General features: G+C 37.0%; 18 protein-coding genes and 1 other annotated feature. All 18 genes read right to left on the bottom strand.

Features of this window, described 5'->3' with window-relative positions:
- Positions 1-34 precede the first annotated feature (34 nt).
- On the bottom strand, positions 35-877 hold the full coding sequence (gene pheA, locus G4D61_RS10840; RefSeq protein ID WP_025728372.1) for a prephenate dehydratase: 843 nt from the start codon (positions 875-877) through the stop codon (positions 35-37).
- 27 nt (positions 878-904) lie between these two features.
- Complete coding sequence (locus G4D61_RS10835; protein WP_025728374.1) at positions 905-1,357, bottom strand: transcriptional regulator ThrR; 453 nt, start codon at positions 1,355-1,357, stop codon at positions 905-907.
- An 84-nt stretch (positions 1,358-1,441) separates the two neighbouring features.
- On the bottom strand, positions 1,442-2,740 hold the full coding sequence (obgE, locus tag G4D61_RS10830; RefSeq protein WP_025728376.1) for a GTPase ObgE: 1,299 nt from the start codon (positions 2,738-2,740) through the stop codon (positions 1,442-1,444).
- Between the two features lie 52 nt (positions 2,741-2,792).
- A complete protein-coding gene (locus G4D61_RS10825) occupies positions 2,793-3,314 on the bottom strand; it encodes a Spo0B C-terminal domain-containing protein (protein WP_035348572.1) in 522 nt (173 codons plus the stop codon).
- A 184-nt stretch (positions 3,315-3,498) separates the two neighbouring features.
- On the bottom strand, positions 3,499-3,789 hold the full coding sequence (gene rpmA, locus G4D61_RS10820) for a 50S ribosomal protein L27 (RefSeq protein ID WP_025728378.1): 291 nt from the start codon (positions 3,787-3,789) through the stop codon (positions 3,499-3,501).
- 12 nt (positions 3,790-3,801) lie between these two features.
- Positions 3,802-4,134, bottom strand: coding sequence for a ribosomal-processing cysteine protease Prp (locus tag G4D61_RS10815; protein ID WP_035352503.1), 333 nt, complete (start codon positions 4,132-4,134; stop codon positions 3,802-3,804).
- 12 nt (positions 4,135-4,146) lie between these two features.
- Positions 4,147-4,455 carry a 50S ribosomal protein L21 gene (gene rplU, locus G4D61_RS10810; protein ID WP_035352505.1) on the bottom strand — a complete coding sequence of 103 codons (309 nt, stop codon included), beginning with the start codon at positions 4,453-4,455 and terminating at the stop codon, positions 4,147-4,149.
- Between the two features lie 11 nt (positions 4,456-4,466).
- Positions 4,467-4,552, bottom strand: a sequence feature (ribosomal protein L21 leader region).
- A 46-nt stretch (positions 4,553-4,598) separates the two neighbouring features.
- The gene (locus G4D61_RS10805; RefSeq protein ID WP_152604222.1) at positions 4,599-6,092 is read right to left on the bottom strand and encodes an Rne/Rng family ribonuclease; all 1,494 of its coding nucleotides are present in this window, start codon (positions 6,090-6,092) and stop codon (positions 4,599-4,601) included.
- Positions 6,093-6,121: 29 nt separating this feature from the next.
- The gene (locus G4D61_RS10800) at positions 6,122-6,991 is read right to left on the bottom strand and encodes a M50 family metallopeptidase (protein ID WP_025728386.1); all 870 of its coding nucleotides are present in this window, start codon (positions 6,989-6,991) and stop codon (positions 6,122-6,124) included.
- Positions 6,984-7,742 (bottom strand): M23 family metallopeptidase, encoded by a 759-nt coding sequence (locus G4D61_RS10795; protein ID WP_025728388.1) that lies wholly within the window; start codon positions 7,740-7,742, stop codon positions 6,984-6,986. The genes G4D61_RS10800 and G4D61_RS10795 overlap by 8 nt, the downstream gene beginning before the upstream one ends.
- Positions 7,743-8,134: 392 nt before the next feature.
- Complete coding sequence (minD, locus tag G4D61_RS10790; RefSeq protein WP_025728390.1) at positions 8,135-8,938, bottom strand: septum site-determining protein MinD; 804 nt, start codon at positions 8,936-8,938, stop codon at positions 8,135-8,137.
- 1 nt (position 8,939) lies between these two features.
- The gene (gene minC, locus G4D61_RS10785; protein WP_035348578.1) at positions 8,940-9,623 is read right to left on the bottom strand and encodes a septum site-determining protein MinC; all 684 of its coding nucleotides are present in this window, start codon (positions 9,621-9,623) and stop codon (positions 8,940-8,942) included.
- A gap of 94 nt (positions 9,624-9,717) precedes the next feature.
- On the bottom strand, positions 9,718-10,236 hold the full coding sequence (gene mreD, locus G4D61_RS10780; RefSeq protein WP_035348580.1) for a rod shape-determining protein MreD: 519 nt from the start codon (positions 10,234-10,236) through the stop codon (positions 9,718-9,720).
- A 5-nt stretch (positions 10,237-10,241) separates the two neighbouring features.
- Positions 10,242-11,105, bottom strand: coding sequence for a rod shape-determining protein MreC (gene mreC, locus G4D61_RS10775; RefSeq protein WP_025728394.1), 864 nt, complete (start codon positions 11,103-11,105; stop codon positions 10,242-10,244).
- Between the two features lie 118 nt (positions 11,106-11,223).
- Positions 11,224-12,240 carry a rod shape-determining protein gene (locus G4D61_RS10770; RefSeq protein WP_025728397.1) on the bottom strand — a complete coding sequence of 339 codons (1,017 nt, stop codon included), beginning with the start codon at positions 12,238-12,240 and terminating at the stop codon, positions 11,224-11,226.
- A 190-nt stretch (positions 12,241-12,430) separates the two neighbouring features.
- A complete protein-coding gene (radC, locus tag G4D61_RS10765; protein WP_163173911.1) occupies positions 12,431-13,102 on the bottom strand; it encodes a RadC family protein in 672 nt (223 codons plus the stop codon).
- A gap of 38 nt (positions 13,103-13,140) precedes the next feature.
- Complete coding sequence (locus tag G4D61_RS10760; protein ID WP_035352508.1) at positions 13,141-13,728, bottom strand: Maf family protein; 588 nt, start codon at positions 13,726-13,728, stop codon at positions 13,141-13,143.
- 175 nt (positions 13,729-13,903) lie between these two features.
- A complete protein-coding gene (locus G4D61_RS10755) occupies positions 13,904-14,893 on the bottom strand; it encodes a hypothetical protein (RefSeq protein WP_035352510.1) in 990 nt (329 codons plus the stop codon).
- Between the last annotated feature and the right edge of the window lie 33 nt (positions 14,894-14,926).

Below are 14,926 nucleotides of genomic sequence, written 5' to 3'. Positions count from 1 at the left end.
TGTGTTCATAATAGGAACACACACGTTTTTTTAGCTATTTTACTAAGAAACTGCTATAACTGCCAAGCACCTTGACTTCACAGCCTAAAGCTTCAATTTCTTTCAATGCATATTGAACAAGAACATCTTCAATAGGATGATTAATATCGATCATAAAAAAGTAATTTCCTAACCCTGTTTTTAAAGGCCGCGATTCTAGTTTACTTAAATTAATTTGCCTCCATGCAAAAGCTGAAAGAACTTGATGTAGTGCCCCAGCACGATCAGCAGGCAATGTAACCATAATCGTCGATTTTTGCAAAGTTGAAGACGCTTTAGCATCAATTTCTTCGTATGAAAGAGCAATAAACCTAGTATGGTTAAAAAGATAATCATGAACATTCGCTTTCACAATCGTCAAATCGTACTGTTGCGCTGCCAATTCATTTGCGATTGCACCCCATTTAAGCTCAGGGTGCTCGCTTACAAACTTAGCAGCAGCTGCTGTTGATGTCATTTGTTCAATTGTTGCCCGTCTAAATTCATGATGTAAAAATTTATGGCATTGTGCAAGCGCATGTGGGTGGGAAACAATTTTCTCTACTTCTTGCCAATCGTTTGCTTGCGCTGGATGTACCATAAAATGCTGTTCAATCGGAACGATAATTTCTCCTCTAATCGGCGGATTTTCTTCGTGATAAAGGTAATCTACCGTTAAATGCACAGAACCTTCCAGTGCATTTTCAAATGGGACGACAGCCATTTCTACTTTCTTTTCTTTAACAGCTTCCAAACATTCAGGAATGGTTTTATAGGCGATTCTCTCAACATTTGGAAAAATTGATTGTACTGCAATATCAGTGAACGTTGCTTCAGGACCTAAGTATGCTGCTTTCACAATTTTCCTCTCCCATTACCGGAGACACTATGCTCCGGATCCTAAAATTTCTACTTTATTGATAAAATCTAGCTGTTCAAGTTCAACTAAAAGAGCTTCTAAACTAGGTTGAATGTCTGTCACATTTAAAGATATTGTTACATTGGCTTTGCCTTGAATTGGAATCGTCTGGTGAATGGTTAAAATATTGCACGAATGGGCAGCAATGATCCGTAAAATTTCCGATAACGTCCCTGAACGATCTTCTAAATAGAAAAATAATGTGACAATTTTTTCTTTTACAACCGAATGAAACGGAAAAACAGTATCACGATATTTATAAAATGCGCTGCGGCTTAAATCAACTTTTTGTACAGCTTCCCAAACTGAAGATGCTTCCCTACTTTCTAACAATTCTTTTGCTAGCAATGTTTTCCTCATTGCTTCAGGCAGTACATCTTCCCGTACTAATATAAATTTATTTTCTCCTCTATTTCCCATTCGCCTTCCTCCATCGAATCATTGCTTCACCATAATATCAATGATGTTAAAGCTAGATGTAAGCAACGAATCCTTTCATTCCACTCAGTCCACAAATTCAAATTCAAATTCCATGAGGCGAACTGTATCACCATTTGTTGCGCCACGTTTACGCAAAGCATCATCGATACCCATTCCGCGAAGCTGGCGAGAAAATCTTTGTACCGATTCATCATGGTTAAAATTCGTCATTTTAAATAATTTTTCAACTTTTTCCCCACTTATAACGAACGTACCATCAGGATCTCTTGTAATTGTGAACTCTTCTGTTTCTTTTTCATGTTTATAAACGACTCTATTAATTCCCACTTCTTCCTCTTCGTCGTCTTCATGCTGCAAAGGAAATTCTGGTGTTGTTTCCAATAGATCACTAATCGCATATAACAGCTCTTTTAATCCTTGACGGGTTAATGCTGAAATTGGAAAAACTGGATAGTCTTCATTCAATTGTTTCTTGAATGCTTCTAAATTTTCCGCTGCTCCAGGCATATCCATTTTATTAGCTACTATGATTTGCGGACGCTCTGTTAAACGCAAATTATATTCCTTTAATTCCTCATTGATTGTCAAATAATCTTGATATGGGTCACGTCCTTCTGAAGCAGCCATATCAATAACATGCACAATAACTCTCGTCCGTTCAATATGCCTTAAAAATTGATGCCCAAGTCCAACACCTTGGTGTGCACCTTCAATAAGACCTGGTAAATCTGCCATTACAAAACTTCTGCCATCATCCGTTTCAACAACGCCTAAATTTGGAACAATCGTTGTAAAATGATATTCAGCAATTTTCGGTCTTGCAGACGTAACAACTGATAGTAATGTTGATTTCCCTACACTTGGAAAACCGACTAAACCTACATCTGCGAGTACTTTTAGTTCTAATACAATATAGCGTTCTTCACCAGGCTCGCCATTTTCCGCTATTTGCGGGGCAGGATTTGCAGGAGAAGCAAAACGAATATTTCCTCTGCCGCCTCTGCCGCCTTTCGCAATAACGGCACGTTGACCATGTTTCGTTAAGTCTGCCACAACTCTTTTCGTATCATCATCAATCACAACTGTACCTGGAGGCACTTTTACAATCATATCCTTAGCGCCTCTACCGTGCTGGCTTTTACTCATGCCATGCTCTCCGCGATCTGCTTTAAAATGGCGTTGATAGCGGAAATCCATTAATGTTCTTAAGCCTTCATCAACTTCAAAAATGACATTGCCGCCACGACCGCCGTCACCCCCGGCTGGGCCGCCTTTTGGCACATATTTCTCACGGCGGAAAGCAACCATACCATTGCCTCCGTCGCCGCCTTTAACATAAATTTTGACCTGATCGACAAACATACAAGAACCACCTTTTAATAAATTCAATATTACTTATAAGCAATATTAGCTTTTAAAACAATACATCTACTTCAAAAGCAGATGGAGTCAAATGATGTACTACGATTGAATCTTCTCCCTGTTCTTTAAACCAATGATCTAGCATTTCTATATTGTTTATTGTTCCGCTAAATTCAAAATTGAAACGTACAACTGATGTTGATGTGTCCAATCTTATGTACAACTGATTATCGCCAAAATTGGAAATGGCTTTTTCAAGCCGTTCAAGAAAATGACTCATCCAATTGGAAAGTGTTTCGTCATTCGGCAATTTGGACGCATCAACATTTAAAATTTCATATTCAATTTGAAAATATTTTGCGCGCCAATTATATGTTAGCAACAACTCAGCAAATTGGGGAAGATTTAAATTTGACAGCATCGACTCTTGACGCGCTTCTTGAATAATCTCATCGACAATTCCCTTAATATTGTCAAGCTTATTTAAGCTTGCATAACCTTTTACTAATTGAATCTTGTTGAGCCAGTCATGTCTGGCATGACGAAGAACTTCTACCGTCGTCCAATTTTTCATTCTATTAAAACTCCTATTTGCATATAGATTATCTCATATTAAAGTATAACAAAAAGAATAACAAACTGCACCGTCCATCTTTTATAACATAAAGATCTTTATTTCCACATATTTCCGAAGCATAATAAAAGCTCTAACCGCTTTTGCGATTAGAGCTTTCCATCCATTCTCACATAAAGCAATCTTATGCTTCTTGTGCTACTGGATAAACACTTACTTTTTTCTTGTCACGTCCAACACGTTCGAAGCGAACAACACCATCAACTTTAGCGAAAAGAGTGTCATCACCGCCACGACCAACATTTGTACCTGGTAAAATTTTTGTACCGCGTTGACGGTAAAGAATAGAACCACCAGTTACAAATTGACCGTCTGCACGTTTAGCACCAAGGCGTTTCGCGATTGAATCACGACCGTTCTTTGTAGAACCTACCCCTTTTTTAGATGCGAAAAATTGAAGATCTAGTCTTAGCATTTGATTCACCTCCTATTGGAAGGTTATTTTAATATATTTTCCATAATCTCGTTCAATTGTTTGCAATGAAACGATCATTCCTTGAAGCAAGGTTTGAATCTTATCATTCACTTCTTTAGGCAAATCAGTTGGAAACATACATTCCAACAAACCGCTATCAGATTGGCGAATAATTGGCTCCACTTCGGTTAATTCCATAATGGCATTAATGGTACCGAAAGAAACCGCAGATGCCCCTGCACAAACAATGTCTTGACCGTATTCAGCAAAATCCGCATGGCCTTTCATCTTGAAAGATAAAATGTTGCCATCAGATTTCCGCCGATGTATACGAACATCAATCATGTTTTATCAACCTTAAGCATTGATTTTTTCAACAACAACTTTTGTGTATGGTTGACGATGACCTTGTTTTTTATGATAGTTCTTTTTAGCTTTGTATTTGAATACAACTAATTTTTTCGCACGGCCTTGTTTTTCAACTTTAGCTGTAACAGTAGCACCTTTAACAACAGGGCTTCCTACTTTTACAGATTCGCCACCAACGAAAAGAACTTTATCAAAAGTAACAACTTCACCTTCAGCAGCATTTAGTTTTTCAACGTAAATTGCTTGGCCTTCTTCAACTTTGATTTGTTTTCCACCAGTTTCAATAATTGCGTACATCTCTGCACCTCCTCAAGTCTAAGACTCGCCAAAGACAGGCGTTTTACATATGTAAACACTTATGATAGAGCCTGTACTTGTGCGGTTGTAGCATAGGCGCTACAAATACAACATATAGATTCTAACATGCTGCATACAATCTGTCAATCAGCATGACTGAGTTTTAATTTTCCTCTTAAATCTTCATAGCGACCGAATTGACGAATAGAGTAGAACGGGTGTGCATCCTGTTTCACATGAAATAACAGTTTCATATGAAGAAACGTCTCTAAGCGCTGCAAATGAATTTGATTGTCTCCACAAAAACAATCCTTCACATCTTCCGTACATTCAATTAAAACAGCATCATATTCAGAAGAAAGCATTTCCCATAATTCACGTTCCAATCGAAATGCAAGAGTCTCAGGACTTTCAATTTTGCCGCTCCCTTTACAAACCGGACAAGGCATTAGTAATGTTTCAGCTAGAGATTTTCTTGTTTTTTTCCTTGTCATTTCAAGAATTCCAAGCGGCGTGAATCCGATTATTTTTGTCTGCCTCGGATCTTTTTTTAATTCTTCCTGTAAAACCCGCCGTACTTCTTCACGGTACGAATCAACTTGCATGTCTATGAAATCTATTAAAATCATACCGCCATAATCACGTAATTTCAATTGGGTACCAATTGCTTTAGCAGCAAGAATATTCGTCTTTAGAACCGTTTCTTTTTGATTCTGTTTGCCTGTAAATTTTCCTGTATTCACATCAATACTAATCAATGCCTCTGTTTCGTCAATCACAAGATATGCACCATTTTCCAGCCAAACAATCCGTTTTAGTGCATGCTGGATCTCACCATCAATATGATACGATGAAAAAATATTTTGGCGCTCATTATAATATTGAAACGACCAACTCAAATGAGGATGTGTTTGAATCCTTGTTTCTAATCTTTGTATAAACCCAGTATCATCACCAATGATTTCTCCTGATTTTAACCTTACCATTTCTTGAAATACCGCTGTTTCCAAATTATTATTTTCAAAAAGCAAAGACGGCACTTTCTTTGTCGCCGCCTGCTTCAGCAAATTCGAATATGTATTTCGTAATTTTTCAAGCTCTTGCTCCCATTCCGATTGTGAACTTTGAAACGCAGCTGTACGAATAATTAATCCCTCTGGATCTTTTATAAATTGATTAGCCCGTTTACGCCATTCCTTTCTAGTTGTTTCATCACTCTTTTTAGATACTGCGATATACTTTCCCTCTGGCAAATAAATCAATCTATCTCCTTGTATTTCAATAATTGCCGTCAGCAAAGGACCTTTAAAAGATGTTTCATCCTTCTTTACTTGTACAATGATTTTTTGTCCTACTGTTACATATTTTGAAATAGGATAGGAATGTTTACGGTCATCATCTTGATGAAGAAAACTTGGCAGCTGGTCACGGTGTAAATAGCCATGTCGTCCTTCACCAATATCAATAAAAGCAGCATTAATACCTGGTTTTATTGACATTACTTTCCCGATATAAACATTCCCAACTTTTGTAATATCTTGAGGCTGTTGAATAATAATTTTACTCACTTTTTCATGTTGGATCACAGCATATCGCTTTTCTCTCGTTTTTGCATTCACAATAATAGAATTTGACACTTTAACACCACCAATAAACTTCATTGCTCTTATTCATAACTATACAAGATATCCTTCACTTTCGCATTTGTTTGTTTTTCCGCAAAATAGGCAAATAATAATTCATTTTCATCTAATTCTCCAATTTTTTCTCCCTTTTCAACTACAATGAGCGGATGTTTACAATCACGCTTAAATTTTTCCAGCACTTCATATAAATATGTGTTTCCATCGACTTTAAGCGGTGTTAGCCCTTTAAGTATACGCTTCTTTCCATAATATCTTTCCAATAAGAATCTCATAAATACATAGTACAGCTGTTTCCATTCTTTCCAAAGCGCAACATACAAATACAGTACAATGGCCCAAATGTTTATGTTAAATGGCGTCAAAATAAGTGAAATACAATGAAACACAATGAGGAAAACGATAGAACTTACAATCGTCATTCGAAATGCATTTAAAAAAGGATACTTTCGGGAAAACAATAAATTAATGAGCTTGCCGCCGTCCAGTGGCCAAATCGGTAATAAATTAAATAGCAAAATCATCATATTCCAGCCCATCATCATCTCGTATTGATCCACTTCAATTAGATGACCATGATATAAAAGAACGGCAAGACAAGCAATCCACACATGCTGTAGCGGTCCTGCTAAAACAACAAGCAATTCTTCCTTAAATGGGCGATTGCCATGTTCATCCATTTCTGCAACGCCACCAAACGGTAAAAGTAAGATTTTTTTTATACGCCATGAAAAAAAATGAGCCATTATTCCATGACCCATTTCATGGATAAAAATGATACTGAACAATATTAATAATTCTTGAAAACGGGCGGTTAATATTGAAATACCAGCAATCAACCAAAAAAGTGGATGAATGCGAATTTTCATAAACAGCTGGAACCAATTATTCAAATTTAATCACCTGGATAGGATCTATAAAACCATTACCTTTTTTAAGTGCAAAATAAAATTCTCCCTTATCCCCGTTTTCTTCATTTTTTACAGTTCCAACCTGTTTGCCTGTCTTTACTTGATCGTATTCTTTCACGTCAATCGAGGCTAAATTTCCATACCATGATTCTGATGAATCTGAATGCTGAATAATGACTGTGTTCCCAATGTTTTTCTTTTTCCCAGCAAAAATGACAGTCCCGCCATTCATTGCTTTTACAGCAGAATCAGACTTTGTTTCAATCATCACACCGCGGCCATCAGCAGAGAAATTTGTTAAAATTTTTCCTGAAACAGGCAGTGCATATGATTGCTTATTCACTGTTGCAGACTGTTCCTTTTCGGGTTTAATAGGCAAAATCGCTAAAGGCTTGCCAAACTTATCTTCATACCAATTCGCAACAGTTGCAAATTGATATTCCTGCTTCATCGTTTGCGAAATCACTGATTTTGTCTTGTGTAACATCGGATTTGTCGACTTAAAAATAATCGCAACAGCTAAAACCATGACAGCCGAAATTAAAATCTTTAGCAAAATCGTTTCTTTTTTAAAAAGCGGATGTGTTTGCTTTGGTGGAGGAGATTCAAAAATCATTGATTCGTCTTCATACACATTAGGCTCCATCATTTCTTTAATTGAGGTTACAGGGATTTTCTTCGTTTTTCGTCGCTTTTCAATTTGTTTTCTTATTTCATCTGCGCGATTGCTCAAGACAGCTTGCCCCCTTCGTCAGCTCGAAGACTCGTTTGCTACTAATGTATGACTAGTCCGATATGGATATGACAAGCTTATCAGTTAGATTTAAATAGAAATCTAACTTACTACTAGTTAACAGATGGCAATTTCCGCTTCAAGAAGGAGTAAGTTTTTTCGCTTCAGGGGTTCGCTTTCCGCGGGCGGTCGGGAGTCCTTCTCGGCTACACTTCAAGCCTGCGGGGTCTCCCATTGACATGCTGATCCCGCAGGAGTCCTACCCCGCTTTAATCTACAAGTCAATCAATTTTCAATAAGAATGGAAAATATCTGTTACGATATCAAGTTAAAAGTTTTTGAAAAAGACTAAAAAAAGAAACTGGCAAGCGCCAATTTCTTCATAATGCATACTATTTTGCTCCAAACAATTGCTTGAATTTCGCGAACATTCCTTTTTTAGGCATGTCCAATGGCTGCAACGGAACAGATTCTCCTAAAATTCTTCGTGCAATATTACGATAAGCAATAGATGCACGATTATTCGGATTTAACGCAATCGGCTCCCCTTGATTTGAAGCACGAATCACTTCATCATCGTCTATCACAATGCCTAATAAATCAATCGATAACTGTGTTGTCACTTCATCAATATCTAGCATATCACCATTTTTCATCATATGATTGCGAATACGATTGATAATTAATCTTGGTGAGTCAATATGTTCTTCACTCTCAAGCAACCCAATGATTCGATCAGCGTCACGGACAGCTGAAATTTCTGGTGTCGTCACGACAACTGCTTTATCCGCACCAGCGACAGCATTTTTATAGCCTTGTTCAATCCCTGCTGGACAATCAATTAAAATATAATCAAAGTCTTGCTTTAACTCATTGATCAATTTCTTCATTTGATCAGGAGCTACAGCTGTTTTATCACTTGTTTGCGCAGCTGGCAGAAGAAATAACTTATCATCAAAACGTTTATCTTTTACAATCGCCTGATGGATCTTACATCTTCCCTCTACTACATCAACTAAATCATAAATAATCCGGTTTTCTAAACCTAATACAACGTCTAGATTTCGAAGTCCAATATCTGTATCAACAAGACATACTTTTTTCCCCTGAAGAGCAAGAGCTGTCCCTAGATTGGCAGAGGTTGTCGTTTTACCGACTCCTCCTTTACCGGATGTAATGACAATTGCTTCACCCATGTCAAAATCCTCCTTGTAATCTAGTAATATTCGGCCTAATTGATTTTAAAACTTGTAATCTATCTATAATCATTTGATTGGATGAATCTATGTACGCACATTCCATTTCGTGACGATCTTCTTTTGCATATTGATCAGGTGCCCGATTTAAACAATCAGCTATCCTTAATTGGGTCGGCATCATATTCGAAGCGACAATGATGGCATCTCGCTTACCGCTGAAGCCAGCATGTGCCACTCCTTTTAGATTCCCTAAAACGAAAATATTGCCATTTGCAATAACCGTTCCGCCAGGATTGACATCACCTACTAAAAGTAAGTCTCCAGGTACTTCTAGTACTTGTCCCGAGCGAACAATAGCCGTAACGGAGACAATTTCATTCTCCTTACGTTCTTTCAATGCCTCTTCTTTTGTAACGACGTTGCTAATAATTTCATCAACAACAAGATTCCGTTGATGACGAATGAACGCTTTAATTTCTTCTTCTTGTTCTTCTGTTAAATAACGGTTCCCTATTTGAATTTTAACTGAAATCAATGGACTTTCTTCATCGTGAATAGATTTATGTCCAGATAATTTATTTTCTAGTTCTTTTAAAAGGTCATCATACGCACATTGATCATTTAAATGCAGCGTTAATCCGTCCTTAGTCCCTTTAATCATGACATTTTGCATTTTTTTCATCTTTCAGTGCTCACCTCAGTGGCTATTTAATTCAACAATGACATGCAATTTCCCTCTTTTCTTTACTCCACCATTCATGATACATGCCTGTTCTTTAATCAATCATTTCTTCTCGAACACGCCGAGTAAGGAAATTTCTCATTGGTAAACCAATCACAATAAAAAAGGCTAAGTTTAATACAAGCGTTGGCCATAGCCGTAAGTTCAAGAAATCAGCTAAATTCATTAAATCATGATTTATTAATAAATTAACACCGTATACAAGAAACTCTACAATCGTAATGTTAAATAAGACAACAATTCCAGAAATTACTAAGTTTGATTGCAGGACTTTCATCATTTTCGTAGTAATATATACAGCAAGCGGGAAGAAAAACAAATAAATCCCTAGCACCCCTGTATAAAATGCATCATACAACATACCAAATATAAAAGCATACATAATCGATGTTTTTGGCCGATAAAAGATTCCCATTAATACTAAAACAACTAATAGAAAGTGGGGAACAAGAATATACGTGCCCCCAAAAGATTCAAGTGAAAAAAATTGTACAAATAAACTATCAGCTATATAGCATAAACTTAAAATAAGGGGGATCAATACTCGTTTCATCACTTTCACCCCCCATTGTTACTAGAGCTGACTTTTTGTGCAAGACGATTGACAACAATTACATCAGAAACATTATAGAAATCAGCTGCTGGCTTCACATAAGCCGTTTGTGTAAGCCCATTATCATCTGGGACAATTTTCGATACTTTTCCAATTAATAAATCGCTTGGGAAAAGTCCGCTTAATCCTGAAGTGACAACTTTGTCGCCTTTTTTCACTTTAATATTATAGTCTAAACCTTTTAGCATCAGCATTTTTGTTTTTTCATCGTAGCCTTCAATAAGCCCAAATACATCTTTGCTGCTTTGTATTTTGGCAGAAACACGATTCGTCGTATCTGGTGAGCTTAACAATTCAACAGTTGAAGAAAATTTGTCAACTTGGGTAATTTTACCTAAAAACCCAGTCGAGGTGATAACGGCCATATTTTTTGCTACACCGTTCACTTCACCTTTATCAATGACAATTTGTTCGTACCATTGATCTGGGTTTCGAGCAATTACTTGTGCTTGAATGGATTGAGAATCTCGAAGACTATTTTTCTTCTTTAGAACTGCTCTAAGGCTTTCGTTTTCTTTTTTCAAATCATGATTTTCTGCTTCAAGACTTGCCATGCTATCTAAATGTGATTTTAGCTTTTGATTTTCTTCATATGTATGCTTTAAATCCTTTACATCATCGAAAAATCCAGCAATACCAGTAGCAGGCTTAGCAATGATCGATTGTCCAAATCCAACAATATCCCTTACGAATTGCTCAGGCTTTGAAATACGATCACGCTCTCTCAGGGAAAAACCAATTAACGCCACTAACAAAATGACGCTGATTAACAAAACAATTAAACGTTTATTCAGAAAAAATTGTGGCATAAGGTCCACTCCTATTTTATAAAACTCTACATTATTTTACAGTAATCATTCAATTATGAGCTTTTTCTCCTGCTGTCATTCATCTTAACAAGACTTTAAAAGCAGGAGAAAAAGAACTCTATCTTGATTCTTTCGCTTTGTTTTTAAATAATTCAATATGTTCTAAAGCTCGTCCTGTTCCAATTGCAACACAGTCTAAAGGATTTTCAGCAATTAACACAGGCATTTCTGTTTCTTTACTGATCACTTTGTCTAAGTTACGAAGTAAAGCACCACCGCCTGTCAGCACGATACCACGATCCATAATATCTGCTGCCAATTCAGGAGGCGTCTGTTCCAACGTAAATTTAACAGCATCGACAATAGCATATACTGTATCACGCAATGCTGTTGAAATTTCTTCTGCAGTAATTGAAATCGTTTTTGGCAAACCTGTCAGCAAATCACGGCCGCGAATATCCATTGGTTCAATACCTTCAGGTTCACCTGCTGAACCAATTTCCATTTTAATTGTTTCAGCTGTGCGGTCACCAATTAACAGATTATACTTCTTACGAATATAACTGATAATGGCTTCGTCCATTTCATCCCCCGCAACGCGAATGGACTGACTTGTAACAATTCCACCTAAGGAAATAATAGCAACTTCAGTTGTTCCGCCGCCAATGTCAACAACCATACTGCCTGTTGGCTCCCATACTGGAAGTTCTGCACCAATCGCAGCGGCAAAAGGTTCTTCAATCGTGAAGGCATCACGTGCACCTGCTTGACGAGTCGCATCAATGACAGCTCTTTCTTCAACAGCTGTAATACCAGACGGAACACAAACCATTACATATGGATTTCTTGAAAAAAGTCCCTTTTTACTTCCAGCTTGTTGAATATAATATTTCATCATTGTAGCAGTTGTTTCATAATCAGCAATGACTCCATCTTTCATTGGGCGTGTTGCCACGATATTTCCTGGCGTACGTCCGATCATTTTTTTAGCGTCATTTCCAACTGCTACTATTTGTTTTGTATTTGTTTGAACGGCTACCACTGAAGGTTCACGAACAACAATTCCTTTTCCTTTCATAAATACGAGTGTATTAGCCGTACCGAGATCAATGCCAAGATCTTTACTTCCGAACATTCAAGTATCTCCCTTTCTACAATGGTTTTGATGTCATATTTGAATATACTAGATTCCTCTATTTTAATGTAATGTCATTCTCCTCTTTTCATACACGTTTCCCTGTTCATCGTTCATAGTTGTTTGCCACAAATTTTTTAGTAAAAATCATAACTAATATTATATCGTACAAATACAGAAAATCAAAGACTTACAAGTATCCTTTTTCTTTCAAACTGATATATTTTTTATCACCGATAATCATATGATCTAGCACTTCAATTCCCATTATTTTTCCACATTCAACTAAGCGTTTCGTCACTTCAATATCTTCTCGTGATGGAGAGGGATCTCCAGACGGATGATTATGAAAACAAATAATTGAGGCGGCAGAACGTCTAAATGCTTCTTTAAATACTTCCCGCGGATGAACAATCGATGCATTTAAACTTCCGATAAAAATCGTTTGCTGATGAATGACTTGATTTTTTACATTGAGGTAAAGACAGACAAAATGCTCCTGTGTGAGAAAACGCATATCGTTCATGACATAGTTTGCCCCATCTTGAGGACTTCGAATGACATAACGATCATTATATTTTAAATTACTAATTCTTCTTCCTAATTCAATGGCTGCTAATACCTGCACTGCCTTAGCTGTTCCTATCCCTTTAATAGCAGTCATTTCTTCAATCGAGGCGTCTTTCAATAAATTTAGTCCTTCAAAATATTGTAATAAACGGTTTGCTAACTGTATTACAGATTCTTTTTTTGTACCTGTTCTGAGTAAAATTGCAAGCAATTCCTGATTAGAAAGACTTGTAGCACCATATTGAATAAATCTTTCACGCGGGCGATCTTCAATCGGAAAATCGCTGATCATTAAATGCTCCAACAAAACTCCTCCTTATCTTATTTGATTCAGGAGGTGAAAGGCTTATGAAGACATGAATAGCGGGGATTTGCTAACAAACGATTCAGACGAGAGATCGGTAAGCCAACAACATTATAGTAATCACCGTGTATGTTTCGGACAAATAAAGAACCTAAACCTTGAATGGCATATGCTCCTGCTTTATCAAACGATTCACCACTATTCAAATAGTGTTCGATTTCGTGAAGAGAAAGATTCCAGAAGGTTACTTCTGTTAGCTCATAAAAAGTTTCCATCTCATGTTGAAAATAAACCGCAACACCTGTATAGACAGAGTGGGTACGGCCAGATAATGTTTGCAACATATGGAGCGCATGTTCACGATCTTTCGGTTTTCCAAGAAATTGCTCTTCAAATACTACAAGTGTATCCGCACCGACAACTACACTTTCTGGATGATGCTTTGCTACCGCTTCTGCTTTTCTGCATGCAAGGTCCATAACGACTGTTTCTGGTGCTGTCTTTGGTTGAAAGCTTTCATCTACGTTGCTTGTTACAATATCGAAGGGAATTTGTAATGTTTGGAGAAGTTCCTTTCTACGAGGAGAGCTTGAAGCTAATATGAGGTTAGACATTCGACATCTTCCTTTCCATTTTTAAAGGGGATACATTTGTATATTACCAAAAGAAAACGGATTAAACAATGAAAGTTCGACATGAATGGAAGCAAATTTTGTACAAGAAAGTATTCATTAAAAAGCTTCTCCTTCCTATATAATTTCTTTAAGAAGGAGAAGCTTTTTACCATATTTACTTACTGCTATACGTTTGAATATAGGAAAGCATCGATTGTTCTGCTTTCACCAAATCGGATGTTTGTTTATTTTTTTGGAAATTAAGAAGTGATTGGTAGCAGCTTAGCTGATCTTTTTTTAAATTTACTAATTTTGTTTGCTTAATTTGAACGAGTGCATTCAATTTTTTTACATTTGCTTCAATGGATTTCATATTGGTGGATGATATTTGTCCTGTTAGGATTCCATTAGAAACTTCAGAAGAAAGTGATTGAAATAAAGATGTGGTCAAGGTCGTAAAAGTTTGTTCATCTTTCGTAAGATTTTGAAGCTGACTGCTAGAAAGTGTCAATTCTTTCACGTATACATCAACATTTTTTTTCTTATATTTTGCGGCTAATGCACTTGCATCAGTTGTATTGCTTGTAATACCGATAAAAATATAGTCCTGTCCATCTAAAGGAACGAGTGCAGATGGAAGGTTTTTCTGATCAAGCTGATCAAGTACTGTCTGTGCAGTATCCTTACTATTAAAAACACCTGCTTGCACAACGCCAAATTTTAATGAAGGTAAGGAGGCAGCCGCATTGCTCGCAACTGATGAAGTTCCTGATGCCGCACCCGTTGCCCTGCTTGATAAATGATCTTCCTCACTCACAATAAACTTTAATATACTAAAACCGAAAAAGACCCCTACGAAAATGGCGATAATTGCTGAAATCACAACTGTCAATCCGTAGCCTTTTGAAGGCCTCTTAAATTGAAACTGAAATTTCTTCTTTTCAGTAACTGGCGCATAGTAATTTGGCTTAAATTCTTTTACTTCGATTTCGTCGATTTCTGGTAAAACCCAATCAAAGGATTCATCATCCTGTTTCTCATCAGCAGCTGCTGCAACTTCCTGATCTACAATTTCCCAATCATGAACAGCTACCTCTTGTTGGCTTTTCGGTTCTTCTCCATTTATTTTCACTTTAATTGTTGATTGTCCATCTTGCTTGTCCACTTTCCCCACCTCTTTTGCCCTCGCAATTTGTTA

Source organism: Heyndrickxia ginsengihumi (assembly GCF_011008565.1).
GTDB lineage: Bacteria > Bacillota > Bacilli > Bacillales > Bacillaceae_C > Weizmannia > Weizmannia ginsengihumi.
The sequence above is the reverse complement of the archived record's forward strand: the minus strand, read 5'-3'. Positions and strand labels throughout refer to the sequence as shown.